The organism is Variovorax sp. P1_G12, from assembly GCF_056405555.1.
In genome coordinates, this window is record NZ_JBFUBW010000053.1 from 1 (window position 1) to 17,024 (window position 17,024).

The window sequence follows — 17,024 nt, forward strand, 5'->3', positions numbered from 1 at the left end:
TGATCTTGGCCGCCGTCAGTTCGGGGCGCTCGCTCTTGGTGACTTCTCTTCCGACGAAGCTGCTCTTGCCGCTGTCGGCCACGCCGTCCACGGTCTCGACCGCGGCGCTGCCACCGGTGGCCGCTGCGGCATCGAAGCCCGTCGTGCGCACGGTCGCCACCTTGATCGCATCGCTGCTCTGCACGATGGCGATGGCGTTGCCCGCGTAGATCGGGCGCTCGAAGGTGTCGGGGCTGTCGACCTTGGTGATGTCGCTGATCTGCGCGACATCGAGCAAGGCGGCCACGCGCGGCGCGACATTCTTGCCGTTGGCCGTGGCCGGGAACAGGATGTGGCTGTAGTTCTTCGCGATCGCCAGCACCTGGGCGGCGACGTTCTCCGCCAGGTTCTCGGCCAGCGAGGGGCTGTCGGCGACGATCACCTTGGCCACGCCCGCCACCTGGGCGGCGGCCTTGGCGGCGTCGGCGGCGTTGGCGCCGGCCACCAGCACATGGACATCGCCGCTGGCGCAGGCAAGGCCCGCGGTCACGGTGTTGAGGGTCGCCGGCTTGAGGGTGGCGTGGTCGTGTTCTGCAATGACGAGGACGGTCATGTTCGTGTTCCTTCTTCGGGGTTTCAGATGACCTTGGCTTCGTTCTTGAGCTTGTCCACCAGGGTGGCCACATCGGGCACCTTGATGCCGGCACCGCGCTTGGGCGGCTCGCTGACCTTGATCGTCTTCAGGCGCGGCTTGACGTCCACGCCGAGCTCTTCGGGCTTGACCACGTCGAGCTGCTTCTTCTTGGCCTTCATGATGTTGGGCAAGGTGACGTAGCGCGGCTCGTTCAGGCGCAGGTCGGTGGTGATCACCGCGGGCAGCGAGAGGGAGATGGTCTCCAGGCCGCCGTCGACCTCGCGSGTCACGTTGACCTTGTCGCCCGCCACTTCGACCTTSSWSGCGAAGGTGGCYTGCGGMAGGCCGGCCAGCGCCGCCAGCATCTGGCCGGTCTGGTTGGCGTCGTCGTCGATCGCCTGCTTGCCCAGGATGATSAGGCTSGGCTGCTCCTTGTCGACCAGCGCCTTCAGCAGCTTGGCCACSGCCAGCGGCTGCAGTTCCTCGGTGCTCTCCACCAGGATGGCGCGGTCGGCGCCGATGGCCATCGCGGTGCGCAGGGTCTCCTGGCACTTCGCGTCGCCGCACGAGACCGCGATGATCTCGGTGGCCACGCCCTTTTCCTTCAGGCGCACCGCCTCTTCGACGGCGATCTCGTCGAAGGGGTTCATGCTCATCTTCACGTTGGCAATGTCCACACCGGTGCCGTCGCTCTTCACGCGCACCTTGACGTTGTAGTCGACGACCCGCTTGACGGGGACAAGAATCTTCATGGGAGTTGCTCCTTCGGTTCTGAAATTATTCGAGCTTGGCGCCCGATTGCTTGATCAGGCGCTCCCAGATCGGGCGCTCCTGCTTGTAGGCGGCAGCGAAGGCCTCGGGCGAGCTGTCCTTGAGCTCGAAGCCCATCGCCGCGACCTTCGCCTGCACGTCGGGCTGCTGCGTCGCTTTGCGCACCTCGTCCGCGAGGCGCTGCACGACGGGCTTGGGCGTGTGGGCCGGCGCCGCGACGGCGAGCCAGCCGGTGACGCGGTAGGCCTCGTCCTTGAGGCCCTGCTCGGCCAGGGTCGGCACATTGGGCAGCGTGCTCATCCGGCGCTCGCCGGTCACGCCGATCGCCTTGAGCTTGCCGGCCTCGATGTGCGGCTTGGCCACCAGCGCACTGGCATAGGCCATCTGGATCTGGCCGCCGATGAGGTCCTGCAGCATCGGTGCCTCGCCCTTGTAGGCCACGTGGTTCATGTCGGCCTGCTGCGTCAGGCTCATGTGGGCGCCGGCCAGGTGCGGGTAGGCGCCCACGCCGTAGGAGCCATAGGCCACCTTGCCCTTGTTCGCGCTCACGTACTTGAGCAGCTCGGGGCCGGTCTTGGCCGGCACGCTCGGGTGCACCACCAGCACCAGCGGCGCCATCGCGATCTGGTAGACCAGCGCGAGGTCGCGCTGCGCGTCGTAGGGCAGCTTCTCGTACAGGAACTGGTTGGTCATGAGCGAATTGCTCAGCGACAGCACGATGGTGTAGCCGTCCGGCGCCGCCTTGGCGACCGCATCGGTGCCGATGATGCCGGCCGCGCCGGGCTTGTTGTCGATGATCACGGGCTGGCCCAGGCCGGCCGCCATCTTCTCGCCGATCACGCGCGCCAGCACGTCGGTGGCGCCGCCGGCCGCGAAGGGCACGACCATCTTGATCGGCTTGGTCGGATAGGTCTGCGCCTGGGCGGGCGCGAGGGCGCACAGCGCGGCCGCCGAGGCGGCTGCGCAGAGCCATGCGCGGCGGTTCGAGGCTTGGGGGCTCATGGTGTGTCTCCGGTTCATTGCTCGAGAAAAGAGGGGTCTATTGCAGGACGACCTGTGTCTTGAAGGGCAGCCGTTCCAGCGCCTGCTGCAATTGCTGCCGCAGCGGCTCGGCCTGCGGCCCGGTGGCCGAGGCGTCGACGATCACCTTGAGCGCGCTGTCGCCATCGGCCTGCACCTGCGGCCGGGCCGCGGCGGCGATGCCCAGGGCGGCGCAGGCCTCCTCGACCAGCGCCGCGGCCACCTGGCGCGCGGCCAGCGCGCGCAGTTCGGGCTTGTAGATCTTGCCGACATTGGTCATCGGCATGGTCTCGATCAGGGTCACCGAGCGCGGCTTGGCGGGCGCCTCGTCGACCCGTTCGGCCGTGAAGGCCAGCAGCTCGGACTCGGTCGCCGACGCGCCCGGCACCAGCGTCGCGAACACCACCGGGAGCTCGCCGGCGTAGGCGTCCGGCGCACCGACCGCGGCGCAGAGCTGCACCGCCGGATGGGCGCCGAGCGCGTCTTCGATCGTCTTCGGATCGATGTTGTGGCCGCTGCGGATGATCAGGTCCTTCGAGCGGCCGCTGAGGTTGAGCCGGCCCTCGCCGTCGATCCATCCGAGGTCGCCGGTGGCGAGCCAGCCGTCGGCCGTGAAGGCCTTCGCGTTGTCGGCCGGATCGACGAAGCCCGAGAACAGGTTGGGCGACTTGAACAGCACCATGCCCTGCTCGCCGGCCGGCAGGTCGCGCTCGCTGGCGTTGCCGTTCTCGTCGAGCGCCACGATGCGCAGCCGCGAGTAGGGCAGCCGGAAGCCGACGCAGCCCGCCGGGCCGACCACGCCGGGCGGCGTGATGGTCGAGATGCCGGCCATCTCGGTCATGCCCAGGCTTTCGTGCACGTGCAGGCCGAACAGGCGCTCGAAGCGCGCGGCGAGTTCCGGCGCCAGCACCGCGGCGCCGGTGCGGCAGTAGTTGATCGAGGAGATGTCGGCGCCCGCCAGCGGCACGTTGGCCAGCGCAGCGAGCACCGTGGGCACCGCCGACAGCGAGGTCGGCCGGTATTTCTCGACCAGCCGCCAATAGTTGGCCAGCACCTGCTTGTTGCGCAGCAAGGCGGTGGTCGGAACGATCACTTCCACGCCGGCCGACAGCGAGGCCAGCGACGCCGGCAGCACGCCGGCCACGTGGAACAACGGGTAGCCGTTGATCGACGCGTCCTTCGGGCCCTGGCCGGTCATGTTGACGCTGGCCCAGGCCGTGAACACCTGCGCGCCATGGCTGTGGCGCGCGAGCTTCGGCGCGCCGGTGGTGCCTCCGGTATGGAAGTAGGCGGCGATGTCGCCCGGCGCGATGTCGCGGCCGCTCACCAGCCGGTCGTCGGGCTCGGCGGCGCGCAAGGCGGCGAAGTCGGCCACGCCATCGGGCAGGTCGCCGGCGCTGCCGGGCGCCTCGTCGTGCGGCGCCACGCGCAGCACGGTGGTCAGCGTCGGCACCTGGCCGCGCAGCCGCATCGCCTTGGCCCACATGCCCGAGTCGGCATCGCTGCCGTAGGCGATCAGTACCTTGGCGCGGCCCGCGGTCATCAGCGCGACCAGCTTGTCGTCGGTCAGGAGCGGGTTCAGCGGCTGCACGATGCCGGCCGCCTCGCCGCCCCACAGCGCCAGGTGGTAGTCGAGGCAACCCGGCAGCAGCACGGCCACCGCGTCGTCGGGGCCGACGCCGAGCCGGTGCAACAGGTTCGCGGTCTGGTGGATGCCGGCCAGCAGTTGGGCGTAGGACCAGCGGATCGGCTCGTCGGCCGGGTCGCCGGTGCGCAGGAAGGTCAGCGCCGGCTTGTCGCCGAAGGCCGCGCCGGAGTTGCGGAAGATCTCGTAGGTGCTGCGCACCGTGAGCGCCTCGGCCAGCGGCGTGGCCTCGAGCCTTCGGATGTCATCGAGGCTGCGAATCGGAAACGATGCGCTGAAGGGCGCTGCACTCATGGTCCTGTCTCCTGCAAATGTCGTCCCGCGATCATGCGCCGGGCGGGCCGCGGCGCCTACGCCGGCTACTGGTTCTTGATGTTGTTGTCGCGGATCACCTTGCCCCAGCGCTCGTAGTCCTGGCGCATGCGCGCGGCCATCTGCTCGGGCGTCTGGAAGGCGGCGAAGGTGCCGACGCCTTCGAGCTTCTGCTGCACTTCCTTGTCGGCCAACGCCTTCTGGAGCTCGGCATTCAGGCGGGCGATCACGTCCTTGGGGGTTCCGGCCGGGGCCAGCATGCCGCCCCACGAGGTGGCGTCGAAACCGGGGAAGCCCTGCTCGGCCACGGTCTTCACGTCGGGCAGCAGGCTCAGCCGCTTCGACGAGCCGACCGCGATCGGACGCAGCGCGCCGGAGCGGATGTGCGGCAGCACCGCGATCAGGTCCGAGAACATCATCGGCACCTGGCCGCCGATCAGGTCGGTCACGGCCGGCGCGCTGCCGCGGTAGGGTACGTGCTGCATCTCGAACTTACCCACGTTCTTCAGGCTCTCGGTCGTCAGGTGGCCGAAGCTGCCCGCACCCGCGGTGGTGTAGTTGAACTTGCCGCCGTCGGCGCGGGCCTTGACGATCAGCTGCTGCAGGCCCGTGACCTCGGGCAGCGCCTTCGGGTTCACGACCATCACGATCGGCAGGTCGTAGGTGGTGCCGACCGGCGTGAAGCTCTTGAAGATGTCGTAGCTGGTCGGACCGTAGAGGTGGCCCGCCAGCAGCGTCGGCGTGGCCAGCATCACGAGCGTGTAGCCGTCGGGTGCCGCCTTGGCCGCGGCGGCCGCGCCGATGGTGCCCGAGGCGCCGCCGCGGTTGTCGATCAGCACCGGCTGCTTGAGCCCTTCGGCCATCTTCTGGCCGATGATGCGGGTCGCGACGTCGGTCGGGCCGCCGGCCGGGAAGGGCACGATGATGGTGATCGGCTTGGCCGGAAAGGCCTGGGCGAACGCAGTGCCCGCGATGAGCGGCAGTGCCAGGGCGAGCAGGGCGCGGCGCGCGGGGTTGCGGACGGAGGAAGCAAGGCGAAAGGACATCGGGATCGGTTCGATGGCGTCAGAGGACGCCGTTGGATTTCAGTTGGGAGAGCTTGTCGTCGGACAGCCCCAGCAGCGACTGCAGCACCTCGTGCGTGCCTTCGCCGAGCTGCGGCGGCGCGTTGCGCACCGGCAGCCGTTCGCCGTCGAAGCGATAGGGCGGCGCCAGCACGTTGACGCTGCCGGCCACCGGATGCGGCTGCGTGGTCACCAGGCCGCCATCGGTCGCGCGCTTCGAATTGAGCGCCTCGAGCAGGCCGAGCACCTCGCCGCAGGGAATGCCCGAGCGGGTCAGCTGTTCGAGCAGGGCGCGGCGCTTGCGCTTGCCGAGCTCGCGGTGGATCTCGGGCATCAGCGCCTCGCGGTTCGCCGCGCGCAGGATGTTGGTCTTGAAGCGCTCGTCGGCCGCCAGGTCGGGCCGCTCGATGACGTCGGTGCAGAAGCGCGCGAACTGGCTGTTGTTGCCGACCGTGATCACCAGCGGGCCGTCTTCGGCGTCGAACACGCCATAGGGCACGATCGACGGATGGGCATTGCCGTAGCGCGGCGGGTCCTCGCCCATCAGCAGCGCCTCGAGGCCGTAGTAGGCGGTGATCATCAGGCCGCAGTCGAACAGCGCCATCTCGACGTGGCGGCCACGGCCCGTCTTCTGGCGCTCGAACAGGGCCGCGAGGATCGCCTGCGCCGAGTACATGCCGGTGAACAGGTCGACCGCGGCGACGCCGAACTTCAGCGGCGGCTGGTTGGCCTCGCCGTTGAGCGCCATCAGGCCGGCCTCGCCCTGCACGACCAGGTCGTAGCCGGGGCGCGCGGCTTCGGGGCCGGTGCGGTCGTAGCCCGAGATCGAGCAATAGACCAGCCCCGGGTTGAGCTCGCGCAGCGCCTCGTAGCCGAGGCCGAGCTTGTCGATGCCGCCGAACTTGAAGTTCTGGATCAGCACGTCGCTTTTCTTCGCCAGTTCGCGCACGATCTCCTGGCCTTCCGGCGTCTGCAGGTCGATGCCGATCGAGCGCTTGTTGCGGTTGACGCTGTTGAAGTAGGCGGTCTCGGTGTTGCCGATGCGCAGGCCCCAGTCGCGCGTGTCGTCGCCGCGGGCCGGATGCTCGACCTTGATCACTTCGGCGCCGAGGTCCGCGAGCACCATGCCGCACCAGGGGCCGGCGAGGATGCGCGAGAGATCGAGCACGCGGACGCCCGCGAGCGGAAGGGTGCCGTTCATTGGGGCGCCTCCCTGCCGAGCGCGATGTAGCGCTGCAGGTGATGGTCCTCGTCGCCCAGTTCATGGTCGATCATCACGAGGCGCTTGGCGTAGTGGGCCAGCGGCAGCTCCCAGGTCATGCCGATGCCGCCGTGCAGCTGGATGCTCTCCTCGGCGACCAGCGTGCCGATGCGGCCGACGCTGAACTTGGCCGCCGACAGCGCACGTTCGCGCGTGACGCGGTCGGCATCGATCGCCGCCGCCGCATTGATCACGGCCGAGCGCGCCTGCTCGATCTCCAGCAGCAGGTCGGCCATGCGGTGCTGCAGCGCCTGGAAGCTGCCGATCAGCAGGCCGAACTGCTTGCGCGTGCGCAGGTACTCGAGCGTGGCCGTCTTGGCCGCTTCCATGGCGCCCAGCGATTCCGCGCTGAGGGCCAGCAGGCCGCGGCCGATGGCGCGCTCGAGCGTCGCGTGGCCCTGGCCTTCGGTGCCGAGCAGTGCGCCGGCGCCGAGCCTGAGCTGGTCGAAGGAGAGCTCGGCCACGCGGCCGCCGTCGATGGCCGGGCAGTCGCGCACCGCGAGGCCCGGCGTTGCCGCCGGCACCAGGAACAGCGAGATGCCGGCCTCGTCGTCGACCGCGCCCGAGGTGCGGGCCGAGACCACGAACAGCTGCGCCTGCGCGCCTTGCGGGACGACCGACTTGGCGCCGTTCAGCACCCAGCCGTCGCCGCTGCGTTCGGCGCGCGTTTGCACGCGGGCGAGTTCATAGTGCCCCTCGGGCTCGTCATGCGCGAGCGCCGCGATGGTGGTGCCGCCGATGATCTCGGCCAGCAGGCCCTTCTGCGCCGCGTTGCCCGCGGTCGAGATCGCCTCGCCGGCCATCACGGCGCCCAGCAGCGGCTCGACCACCAGGCCGCGGCCCAGCGCCTCGAAGACCACGGCGATGTCGAAGCCGCCGCCGCCGAAGCCGCCATCGGCCTCGCTGAACAGCGCGCCGATCACGCCGAGCTCGGCGAACTGCCGCCAGATGTCGGTGCTGAAACCCTCGGGCGACCCGGCGATGCGGTCGCGCGTCTCGAAGGCGTACTGCTCGGCGATGAAGCGGTTCAGGCTGTCGGCGAGCATGCGCCGGTCTTCGGTGTGTTCGAAGTTCATGCCGTTTCCTTTACAGACCCAAAATCATCTTGCTGATGATGTTCTTCTGGATTTCATTGGAGCCGCCGAAGATCGACAGCTTGCGGTTGTTGAAGTAGCGGGCTGCCGCTGGGGCCGCATAGGCGGGGCCGAACGGAACGCCGTCGTGGCCTTCTTCCAGCGCCTCGGCCACGAAGGGCCGGGCATACGCGCCCATCGCACGCCGCGCCAGCGAGGAGATCTCCTGGCGGATCTCGGTGCCGCGGATCTTGAGCATCGAGCTCTCGGCGCCCGGCACGCCGCCGCCGGCCACGGCCGCGATCACGCGCAGGTTGGTGGTCTTCATGTTCTCGAGGTCGATCTCGACCTTGGCCATGCGCGCCGCGAACGCGGGGTCTTCGGCCAGCGGGCGGCCGTTCTTGCGTTGCGTCGCGGCGATCGCCTTGAGCTGCTCCATCGCGGCCACCGAGAAGCCGACGCCGGCGATGTTGGTGCGCTCGTAGGTCAGCAGGAACTTGGCGCAGGTCCAGCCCTTGTCCTCCTCGCCGACCAGGTTCCCGGCCGGCACCCGCACGTCGGAGAAGAACACCTCGTTGACCTCGTGCTCGCCGTCGAGCGTGATGATCGGGCGCACCTCGACGCCGGGCGACTTCATGTCGATCAGGAGGAAGCTGATGCCCTCCTGCTTCTTGGCTTCGCGGTTGGTGCGCACCAGGCAGAAGATCATGTCGGCGTGCTGGCCCAGCGTGGTCCAGGTCTTCTGGCCATTGACGATGTAGTGGTCGCCCTGGGCGTCGACGCCGCGCACGGCCGAGGTCTTGACCGAGGCCAGGTCGGAACCCGCGCCGGGCTCCGAGTAGCCCTGGCACCACCAGTCGGAGCCGTCGAGGATGCGCGGCAGCCAGTGGCGCTTCTGCGCCTCGTTGCCGTACTTGATCAGTACCGGGCCGAGCATGTTGACGCCGAAGGGCACGATGCGCGGCGCATGGGCCAGCGCGCATTCGTTCTCGAAGATGAACTTCTCGACCGCGGTCCAGCCCGGGCCGCCGTACCGTTCGGGCCAGTGGTTGGCGAGCCAGCCGCGCGCGTTCAGGATGGCATGCCACTCCTGCATGTCGGCCTTCGAGAGGTGCTTGCCGGTCGCGACCCGGGTCGAAAGGCGCGCGGGCAGCTTGTCGGCCAGGAAGGCGCGCACTTCGCTGCGGAAGGCTTCTTCTTCGGGGGTGAAGTTCAAGTCCATGACGAGTCTCAGTAGATTTCGAACAGGCCTGCCGCGCCCATGCCGCCCGCAATGCACATGGTCACCACCGCGTACTTCGCGCCGCGCCGCTTGCCTTCGATCAGCACGTGGCCCGCGAGCCGCGCGCCGGTCATGCCGAACGGGTGGCCGATGGAGATCGCGCCGCCGTCGACGTTGAGCCGCTCGGACGGAATGCCCAGCTTCTCCTGGCAGTAGATCGACTGCGAGGCGAAAGCCTCGTTGAGTTCCCACAGGTCGATGTCGTCGATCTTGAGGCCGTGGCGCGCCAGCAGCTTGGGCACCGCGAACACCGGGCCGATGCCCATCTCGTCGGGTTCGCAGCCGGCCACCGCGAGGCCGCGGAAGGCGCCCAGCGGCTTGAGGTTGGCGCGCTCGGCCTCCTTGGCTTCCATCAGCACGCAGGCCGAGGCGCCGTCCGAGAGTTGCGAGGCATTGCCCGCGGTGACGAACTTGTCGGCGCCCATCACGGGCTGCAGCTTGGCGAGCGCCTCGTAGGTGGTGCCGCGGCGGTTGCAGTTGTCTTCCGTGGCAGTGACTTGGGCGTGCGTGACGGCCTTGGTCTCCTTGTCGGTCACGGCCATCGTGGTGGTGCAGGCCACGATCTCTTCCTTGTAGCGGCCGGCGAGCTGCGCCTCTTCGGTCTTGCGCTGGCTCTCGGCCGAGAAGCGGTCCTGCGCCTCGCGGCCGATGCCGTAGCGCTGGGCCACGATGTCGGCGGTCTCGATCATCGCCATGTAGAGCGCGGGCTTGTGTTCCTGGATCCACGGGTCGATGCCGCTGTCGCCGGCGTCGGTGGCGCTGCGGCTGCGGATCTGCGAGATGCTCTCGACGCCGCCGGCGATCATCGCCGGGGCGCCGTCGACCACGATGCGGCCCGCCGCCATCGCGATCGCCTGCAGGCCCGAGGCGCAGAAGCGGTTGACCGTGGTGCCGGCGATCGAGATCGGCAGGCCGGCGCGGATGATGGATTGGCGCGCGATGTTGCGGCCGGTGGTGCCTTCGGGGTAGCCGCAGCCGAGGATCGCGTCCTCGATCAGCGCCGGATCGAGCCCCGAGCGCTCGACCGCGGCGCGTACCGCGAAGGCGGCCAGCGTGGCGCCGGAGGTGATGTTGAATTCGCCGCGGTGCGCCTTGGTGAGCGGGGTGCGGGCGGTGGAAACGATGACGGCTTCGCGCATGGTGATTGGCTCCTTAGTTGGTTGAGGACAGAGCAAGAACTGCTGAGTTTCTTGATCGGCCCCGCAAGGTTCAGTCTTGATTGAGGCTCGAGAAATCGGCGCCGCGTTCGACCAGCTCGACCAAGAGCGGCGAGGGCTTCCAGAACACCGGGTCCTGCTGGGCGAATTCGCGGATGTCGGCCAGCACCTTCGGCAGGCCCACCATGTCGGCGTACTTCATCGGGCCGCCGCGGAAGCGCGGGAAGCCGTAGCCGTAGAGGAAGGTGACATCGACGTCGAGCGGCCGCAGCGCGATGCGCTGGTGCACCACGTTGGCGCCCTCGTTGATCATCGCGGCCATGTAGCGGCGCATGATCTCGTCGTCGGTGAAGCTGCGCGGCGTGACGCCGGCGCGCTGGCGCTCGGCGTCGATGATCGCCAGCACCTCGGGGTCGGGCGAACCGGTGCGGGCGCCCTCCAGGTAGAGGTAGTAGCCGCGCTGGGTCTTCTGGCCGAACCAGCCGCGCTCGCAGATGCGGTCGGCCACCTGCACGTAGCGCGCCTTCGGGTCGCGCGTGGCGGCCTTGCGCTTGCGCGTGGCCCAGCCGATGTCGCCGCCGGCCAGGTCGGCCACCTGGAACGGGCCCATCGGGTAGCCGAAGTCGCGCACCGCCTGGTCGATCTGGTAGGGCGAGGCGCCGTCTTCCATCATGTGGTCGGCCGCCTGGCGATAGACCGCGAGGATGCGGTTGCCGATGAAGCCGTCGCAGACGCCGGCGCGCACCGGCACCTTCTTGAGCTTCTTCGCGAGCTCGAAGCCGGTCGCGACCACGTCGGCGCTGACCTTGGCCGGCACCACGATCTCGAGCAGCTTCATGATGTTGGCCGGCGAGAAGAAGTGCAGGCCCACCACGTCGCCCGGGCGCGAGACGCTGGCCGCGATCTCGTCGATGTCGAGGTAGGAGGTGTTGGTGGCCAGCACGGTGCCGGGCTTGCAGACGCGGTCGAGCTCGGCGAACACGGCCTTCTTGACGCCCATGTCCTCGAACACGGCCTCGACCACGATGTCGACCTGCGCCAGGGCGTCGTAGGCGGTCGAGCCCGAGAAGCGCGCCATGACCGCGGCCTTGGCCTCGGCCGTCATGCGGCCCTTCTGGATCAGGCCGTCGTAGACCTTCTCGACGTTGGCGCGCCCGCGTGCGAGCTGCGCTTCGTCGCGCTCGATCATCGTGACCGGCATGCCGGCGTCGAGCATCGCCACCGCGATGCCGGCGCCCATGGTGCCGCCGCCGACGATGCCGGCCGAATCCAGGGCGCGCGGCTTGGCGGCCTTGGTCTCGGGCGCCTTCAGCACCTCGCGCTCGGCGAAGAAGGCGTGGATCAGGCCGGCGCGCTGCGGGCTGTCGATGCACTGCAGGAAGAGCTTGCGTTCCAGCGCCATGCCGTCGGCGAAGGGTTGCGTGAGCGCGGCTTCCACGGCTTCGATGATCTTCATCGGCGAGAACAGGCCGCGGCTCTTCTTCGCGGTCTCGGCGCGCGCGGCATCGAGTGCGGCGCGGCTGGCTTCGGTGTCGGCCAGGGCCCCGGCATCGCGCGTGCGGCGCACGGGCGCCTTGGCGGCCACCAGCTCCTGCGCATAGGCGAGGCCCGGGGCCAGGGCCTCGCTGCCTTCGGCCAGCCGGTCGATCAGGCCCAGCGCCAGCGCTTCCTTGGCGCTGGCGTGGCGGCCACTCAGGATCAGGTCGAGCGCGGCCTTGGCGCCGATCAGGCGCGGCGCACGCTGGGTGCCGCCCGAGCCGGGCAGCAGGCCCAGCGCGACTTCGGGCAGGCCGAGCTTGGCCGAGCCCACCGCCAGGCGGTAATGCGCCGACAGCGCGACCTCCAGTCCGCCGCCGAGGGCCGCGCCCTGGATCGCGGCCACCACGGGCTTGCTGCAGTTCTCGATGGCCGCGCACACGTCGGGCAGCGAGGGCTGCTGCGGCGTCTGGCCGAACTCGCGGATGTCGGCGCCGGCGATGAAGTTGCGCCCCGCGCCCACGATCAGCACCGCCTTGGCGCCGTCGTCGGCTTCGGCCGCGGCGATCGCCGCGGCCAGCCCGCGCCGGACGTCGACGCCGAGCGCATTCACCGGGGGGTTGTCGATCGTGACGACCAGCACGTCGGCTTGACGCTCGAAGCGCACGATCGCGGACGCAGGAAGGGTGGGAGAGATGGCCATGGTGATTGTCTCCGTGAGCGAACCGGAACGGTTCCTTGAGGGTGAATCCGGCATTCTTGATCCGGGCCGCTGCTTTGACAATTGCATTGCCGATTGACAGACTGTCAAAGAAGTTTTGACAAAATGGCCCCATGGACCTGCAATCGCTGACCCTCCTTGTCGAAATCCTCGACGCCGGCAACCTGAGTGCCGCCGCGCGCCGCCTCAACATGAGCCGTGCCAACGTCAGCTACCACCTGAACCAGCTCGAGCGCTCGGTCGGCGCGCAGCTGGTGCGGCGGACCACGCGGCGGGCCGAGGCGACCGAGATCGGCCTGCGGCTGTACCAGCATGGCCTCGCCATCCAGGGCGAACTGCTGGCGGCGAAGGAATCGGTGACCACGCTGGGCCAGGGGCTGCAGGGCCGCGTGCGGCTCAGCGTTCCGAGCGGCTACGGCCAGCTCGTGATGTCCGGCTGGCTGATTGCCTTCAAGCGCCTGTACCCGGGCATCGTGCTCGACGTGCTGTTCGAGAACCGCATCGAGGACCTGCTGCGCGACGAGGTCGACATCGCGATCCGCGTCATGGCCGAGCCGCCGCAGAACCTGGTGGCGCGCGAGCTCGGTCCGGTGCGCTACGTGGCCTGCGCATCGCGCGGCTACGCCGAGGCGCATGGGCTGCCGACCCAGCTCGACCAGTTGCAGGGGGCGCCGGTCGTGACCTCGGCGGTGATCGGCCGGCAGCTGCGCGTGTCGGCCTACCAGGGCGAGGAGCGGCGCGAGGTGATCCTCGAGCCGACGCTGATCTCGGAGAACTTCCTGTTCCTGCGCCAGGCCGTGCTCGCCGGCCTGGGCATCGGGCTGGTGCCCGACTACGTGGTGCAGGACGACCTGCAGCGCGGGGAGGTCGTGACCACGCTGGACGACTGGCGGCTCAGCATCTTCGGCACCGGGATGTTCATGCTCTACATGCCGAACCGGCAGCACACGCGGGTGGCGCGGACCTTCATCGATTTCATCCTCGAGCGGGCGCGCGGCGCGGCGACCACGATGGGACAATCCGTGCCATGACAAGCCCCGCCGACACCCTCACCCTCACCCGCCCCGACGACTGGCATCTCCACGTGCGCGATGGCGCCGCGCTCCAGGCCGTGGTGCCGCACTCGGCGCGCCAGTTCGGCCGCGCGCTGATCATGCCCAACCTGCGCCCGCCGGTGACCACCGCGCAGCAGGCGCTGGACTACCGCGCCCGGATCCTCGAAGCGGTGCCGGCCGGTCTGCGCTTCGAGCCCGTGATGTCGCTCTACCTGACCGACAAGCTGCCGCCCGAGGAGATCGAGCGCGCCGCGGCGGCCGGGGTTCGCGCGCTGAAGCTCTACCCTGCCGGCGCCACCACCAACAGCGACGCCGGCGTGACCGACATCAAGAAGGCCTATGCGACGCTCGAGGCGATGCAGAAGCACGGCCTGCTGCTGCTGGTGCACGGCGAGGTGACCGACCCGGCGGTCGACCTGTTCGACCGCGAGGCGGTGTTCATCGACCGCGTGATGATCCCGCTGCGGCGCGACTTCCCCGAGCTGAAGGTGGTGTTCGAGCACCTGACCACGAAGGAGGGCGCCCATTACGTGCGCGACGCGAGCCGCTTCACGGCCGCCACCATCACCCCCCACCATCTGCTCTACAACCGCAATGCGATCTTCACGGGCGGCATCCGGCCGCACTACTACTGCCTGCCGGTGCTCAAGCGCGAGACCCACCGCGTCGCGCTGGTCGAAGCGGCCACCAGCGGCAGCGACCGCTTCTTCCTCGGCACCGACAGCGCGCCGCATCCCGCGCACCTGAAGGAGCACGCGCTGGGCTGCGCCGGCTGCTACACCGCGCTGACCGCGCTCGAGCTGTATGCCGAGGCCTTCGACAACGCCGGCGCGCTCGACAAGCTCGAGGGCTTCGCCAGCTTCCACGGGGCGGATTTCTACGGACTCCCGCGCAACACCGACCGCGTGACGCTGCGGCGCGAAAGCTGGACCGTGCCCGAGACCGTGCCTTACGGCGATGCGACCCTGAAACCCCTGCGTGGCGGCGAGACGGTGGCCTGGAGGCTCGCATGAGCGCCGCGCCGGGCCGCCCCAAGCAAGCTCGCACCGCAGTGCGCAGCACGGAGGTACTCCAATGAGCCGTACGGCCGCTCCGCGCGTGATCTTGCTGGTCGACGCCGACAACGTGTCGTCCGACGTCATCGAACAGGCCGTGGAGCGCACCCTGTCGGAGCACGGCGCCGTGCACGTGCGCCGCGCCTACTGCAATGCCGAGACCGCGCTCAAGCAGCAGGCGCTCTTCAAGCGGCTGTCGATGCGGCCGATGGTCAATCTGTCGGCCGGCAAGAACAGCACCGACATCGCGCTCGCGGTCGATGCCATCGATCTGGTGATCGCGGAGCGGCCGGACATCGTCGTGCTGGTGTCCTCCGATTCCGATTTCGCGCCGCTGGTGATCCGGCTGCGCGAGAAAGGTTGCCGCGTCTGCGGCATCGGCCAGCAGGGCAAGACCGGCGACGAGACCGTGGCCGTCTACGACAGCTTCGTCGACCTGCAGCACCATGCGGCACCGAAGGCGACCAAGGCCCGCGTGGCGGCGGTGGCCAAGCCGGCCGCCAAGCGCGCCGCGCGCGCCCCCCGGCGCACCAAGGCCGAGGCGCCCGCACCCGCCCCTCGCGCGCCGGTGCTGCCCGACGACGTGCTGCGCATCCTCGACGCCGTGGTCGAGCTCGGCATGGGCAACAAGGTCGAGCTCAATGTCGCGGCCGAGCGACTGCGCGCCGCGAAGCTGCTCGGCAAGAGCGCGAGCTCGCCCAAGCTGTTCAAGAAACACCCCGAGCTGTTCCTGCTGACACCCGAGAAGACGCCGAACAAGGTGCAGTACGTCGGCCCGATGCCGGCGTGAATCCGGTGGCCGGCGGCGTGGTCGTCGATGCCTCGCCGCCCTGGCTGGCGCCCCTGGCGCCGTGCGCGCAACGGGTGGCCGCGAGGACTGCAGGCGGCCACAGCGTGGCCCATGCGCTGTCGGCCGAGCCGGTGGCCATCGAACTGCCTGCCGGGCCGCTGAGCTTCGTGCCCGGCGACAGCGCGGCGCCGGGCGAAGCCTACGAGGCCTTCATCTTTCGCACCGCCTGCGTGCCGACGCGCGACACCCTGCACGATCTTCTCAATGGCCTGGTCTGGCTGCATTTCCCGCGCGCCAAGCGCCGCCTGAACGAATTGCAGGCCGCCGAGATCGCACGCACCGGCATCGGCGGCACGCGGGGCCCGCTGCGCGATGCGCTGACCCTCTTCGACGAGAACGGCGCCGTGCTCGACGCGCCGCCGGCCCTGTGGGAGGCACTGGTCGCGCGCGACTGGCAGCGGCTCTTCGTCACGCGGCGCAGCCTGTGGCGCGAAGTGCGGCTGCTGGTGTTCGGCCACGCGCTGCTCGAAAAACTGCACACGCCCCGCAAGGCCGCCACGGCGCATGTGCTGGTGCCGTCGGGCGCGAACCCCTCGCTCGCGATCAGCGACGCTTCGATCGCGGCCGCCCTGGACGCCGGGCACCTCGCCACCAAGCCCTTCGTGCCGCTTCCGGTGCTCGGCGTGCCCGGCTGGTGGCGACCCAACGAGAACTTTTCCTTCTATGATGACTCGGAGGTTTTCCGACCTCGCAGGGCTCCACAACCAAAGCCAACCAAACCGGCCCTGCAGCCTGGCTCCGCTTGAAGCGGGCCGCCCCGTCCCCATCTGTACACGTCGTTTCCCCACGGAGAATCCAACTTGAAACGCATCCTTCTGTTTGTCCTGACCAACGTCATGGTGGTCGCTGTTCTGGGCGTGGTCGCCAGCCTGCTGGGCGTCAACCGCTTCCTCACGGCCAACGGGCTCAACCTCGGCGCGCTGCTCGGCTTCGCGCTGATCATGGGCTTCGGCGGCGCGATCATCTCGCTGCTCATCAGCAAGCCGATGGCCAAGTGGTCGGCCGGCGTGCGGATCATCAACGACCCGCAGTCGCCCGACGAGGCCTGGATCGTGCAGACCGTGCGCAACTTCGCCGACAAGGCCGGCATCGGCATGCCCGAGGTCGGCATCTTCGAAGGCGACCCGAATGCCTTCGCCACCGGCGCCTTCAAGAACTCCTCGCTGGTCGCCGTCTCGACCGGCCTGCTGCAGAACATGACGCGCGAAGAGGTCGAGGCCGTGATCGGCCACGAAGTGGCGCACGTGGCAAACGGCGACATGGTCACCATGACCCTGATCCAGGGCGTGATGAACACCTTCGTCGTGTTCCTGTCGCGCGTGATCGGCTATGCGGTCGACAGCTTCCTGCGCCGCGACGAGCGTTCGTCGGGCCCCGGCATCGGCTACTTCGTGACCACCATCGTGCTCGACATCGTGCTCGGCTTCGCCGCCGCTATCGTGGTGGCCTGGTTCTCGCGCCAGCGCGAATACCGTGCCGACGCCGGCGCCGCCCAGCTCATGGGCCGCAAGCAGCCGATGATGAACGCGCTGGCGCGCCTGGGCGGCCTGACGCCCGGCGAACTGCCGAAGTCGGTCGAGGCCATGGGCATCACGGGCAAGCTCGGCAGCCTGTTCGCGACCCACCCGCCGATCGAGCAGCGCATCGCCGCGCTGCAGAACAGCTGAGC

General features: G+C 69.4%; 14 protein-coding genes and 1 pseudogene. 5 read left to right on the forward strand and 10 right to left on the reverse strand.

Translation table 11 applies throughout. The features are described 5' to 3' along the window. The 10 genes and pseudogenes from AC1D2O_RS35030 to AC1D2O_RS35075 form a co-directional block, all read right to left on the reverse strand. Positions 1-592, reverse strand: a pseudogene (locus AC1D2O_RS35030) (electron transfer flavoprotein subunit alpha/FixB family protein); the annotation flags it as partial. Between the two features lie 23 nt (positions 593-615). Then, entirely contained in the window at positions 616-1,365 is a 750-nt protein-coding gene (locus AC1D2O_RS35035) for an electron transfer flavoprotein subunit beta/FixA family protein (RefSeq protein WP_478158706.1), read from the reverse strand. Between the two features lie 25 nt (positions 1,366-1,390). Then, positions 1,391-2,386, reverse strand: coding sequence for a Bug family tripartite tricarboxylate transporter substrate binding protein (locus tag AC1D2O_RS35040; RefSeq protein WP_478090535.1), 996 nt, complete (start codon positions 2,384-2,386; stop codon positions 1,391-1,393). Positions 2,387-2,423: 37 nt separating this feature from the next. After that, entirely contained in the window at positions 2,424-4,343 is a 1,920-nt protein-coding gene (locus AC1D2O_RS35045) for an acyl-CoA synthetase (RefSeq protein WP_478090536.1), read from the reverse strand. A 65-nt stretch (positions 4,344-4,408) separates the two neighbouring features. Then, positions 4,409-5,407 (reverse strand): Bug family tripartite tricarboxylate transporter substrate binding protein, encoded by a 999-nt coding sequence (locus tag AC1D2O_RS35050; protein ID WP_478090537.1) that lies wholly within the window; start codon positions 5,405-5,407, stop codon positions 4,409-4,411. A 19-nt stretch (positions 5,408-5,426) separates the two neighbouring features. Next, positions 5,427-6,626 carry a CaiB/BaiF CoA transferase family protein gene (locus tag AC1D2O_RS35055; protein ID WP_478090538.1) on the reverse strand — a complete coding sequence of 400 codons (1,200 nt, stop codon included), beginning with the start codon at positions 6,624-6,626 and terminating at the stop codon, positions 5,427-5,429. After that, on the reverse strand, positions 6,623-7,762 hold the full coding sequence (locus AC1D2O_RS35060; RefSeq protein WP_478090539.1) for an acyl-CoA dehydrogenase family protein: 1,140 nt from the start codon (positions 7,760-7,762) through the stop codon (positions 6,623-6,625). Before AC1D2O_RS35060 ends, AC1D2O_RS35055 begins: the two co-directional genes overlap by 4 nt. A 10-nt stretch (positions 7,763-7,772) precedes the next feature. After that, entirely contained in the window at positions 7,773-8,981 is a 1,209-nt protein-coding gene (locus tag AC1D2O_RS35065; protein ID WP_478090540.1) for an acyl-CoA dehydrogenase family protein, read from the reverse strand. Between the two features lie 8 nt (positions 8,982-8,989). Continuing rightward, positions 8,990-10,180 carry an acetyl-CoA C-acyltransferase gene (locus tag AC1D2O_RS35070; RefSeq protein ID WP_478090541.1) on the reverse strand — a complete coding sequence of 397 codons (1,191 nt, stop codon included), beginning with the start codon at positions 10,178-10,180 and terminating at the stop codon, positions 8,990-8,992. A gap of 70 nt (positions 10,181-10,250) precedes the next feature. Beyond that, complete coding sequence (locus AC1D2O_RS35075; RefSeq protein ID WP_478158707.1) at positions 10,251-12,377, reverse strand: 3-hydroxyacyl-CoA dehydrogenase NAD-binding domain-containing protein; 2,127 nt, start codon at positions 12,375-12,377, stop codon at positions 10,251-10,253. A gap of 131 nt (positions 12,378-12,508) precedes the next feature. Between AC1D2O_RS35075 and AC1D2O_RS35080 the strand changes: the two genes are divergently transcribed. The 5 genes from AC1D2O_RS35080 to htpX all read left to right on the forward strand — a co-directional run bounded on the left by AC1D2O_RS35080 (position 12,509) and on the right by htpX (position 17,022). Beyond that, a complete protein-coding gene (locus AC1D2O_RS35080) occupies positions 12,509-13,426 on the forward strand; it encodes a LysR family transcriptional regulator (protein ID WP_478090202.1) in 918 nt (305 codons plus the stop codon). Continuing rightward, positions 13,423-14,463, forward strand: coding sequence for a dihydroorotase (gene pyrC / locus AC1D2O_RS35085; RefSeq protein WP_478090203.1), 1,041 nt, complete (start codon positions 13,423-13,425; stop codon positions 14,461-14,463). Before AC1D2O_RS35080 ends, pyrC begins: the two co-directional genes overlap by 4 nt. A 61-nt stretch (positions 14,464-14,524) precedes the next feature. Beyond that, positions 14,525-15,295, forward strand: coding sequence for an NYN domain-containing protein (locus AC1D2O_RS35090; RefSeq protein ID WP_478090204.1), 771 nt, complete (start codon positions 14,525-14,527; stop codon positions 15,293-15,295). Then, entirely contained in the window at positions 15,292-16,101 is an 810-nt protein-coding gene (locus AC1D2O_RS35095; RefSeq protein ID WP_478090205.1) for a DUF3025 domain-containing protein, read from the forward strand. Before AC1D2O_RS35090 ends, AC1D2O_RS35095 begins: the two co-directional genes overlap by 4 nt. 54 nt (positions 16,102-16,155) lie before the next feature. Further along, positions 16,156-17,022, forward strand: coding sequence for a protease HtpX (htpX, locus tag AC1D2O_RS35100; protein WP_478090206.1), 867 nt, complete (start codon positions 16,156-16,158; stop codon positions 17,020-17,022). The last annotated feature ends 2 nt before the right edge of the window (positions 17,023-17,024 follow it).

What these genes read in the sequence shown, in the direction of transcription:
- AC1D2O_RS35040 (WP_478090535.1), bottom strand. Translation starts at nt 2,386, where the DNA reads ATGAGCCCCCAAGCCTCGAACCGCCGCGCATGGCTCTGCGCAGCCGCC.
- AC1D2O_RS35045 (WP_478090536.1), bottom strand. Translation starts at nt 4,343, where the DNA reads ATGAGTGCAGCGCCCTTCAGCGCATCGTTTCCGATTCGCAGCCTCGAT.
- AC1D2O_RS35050 (WP_478090537.1), bottom strand. Translation starts at nt 5,407, where the DNA reads ATGTCCTTTCGCCTTGCTTCCTCCGTCCGCAACCCCGCGCGCCGCGCC.
- AC1D2O_RS35055 (WP_478090538.1), bottom strand. Translation starts at nt 6,626, where the DNA reads ATGAACGGCACCCTTCCGCTCGCGGGCGTCCGCGTGCTCGATCTCTCG.
- AC1D2O_RS35060 (WP_478090539.1), bottom strand. Translation starts at nt 7,762, where the DNA reads ATGAACTTCGAACACACCGAAGACCGGCGCATGCTCGCCGACAGCCTG.
- AC1D2O_RS35065 (WP_478090540.1), bottom strand. Translation starts at nt 8,981, where the DNA reads ATGGACTTGAACTTCACCCCCGAAGAAGAAGCCTTCCGCAGCGAAGTG.
- AC1D2O_RS35070 (WP_478090541.1), bottom strand. Translation starts at nt 10,180, where the DNA reads ATGCGCGAAGCCGTCATCGTTTCCACCGCCCGCACCCCGCTCACCAAG.
- AC1D2O_RS35075 (WP_478158707.1), bottom strand. Translation starts at nt 12,377, where the DNA reads ATGGCCATCTCTCCCACCCTTCCTGCGTCCGCGATCGTGCGCTTCGAG.
- AC1D2O_RS35080 (WP_478090202.1), top strand. Translation starts at nt 12,509, where the DNA reads ATGGACCTGCAATCGCTGACCCTCCTTGTCGAAATCCTCGACGCCGGC.
- pyrC (WP_478090203.1), top strand. Translation starts at nt 13,423, where the DNA reads ATGACAAGCCCCGCCGACACCCTCACCCTCACCCGCCCCGACGACTGG.
- AC1D2O_RS35090 (WP_478090204.1), top strand. Translation starts at nt 14,525, where the DNA reads ATGAGCCGTACGGCCGCTCCGCGCGTGATCTTGCTGGTCGACGCCGAC.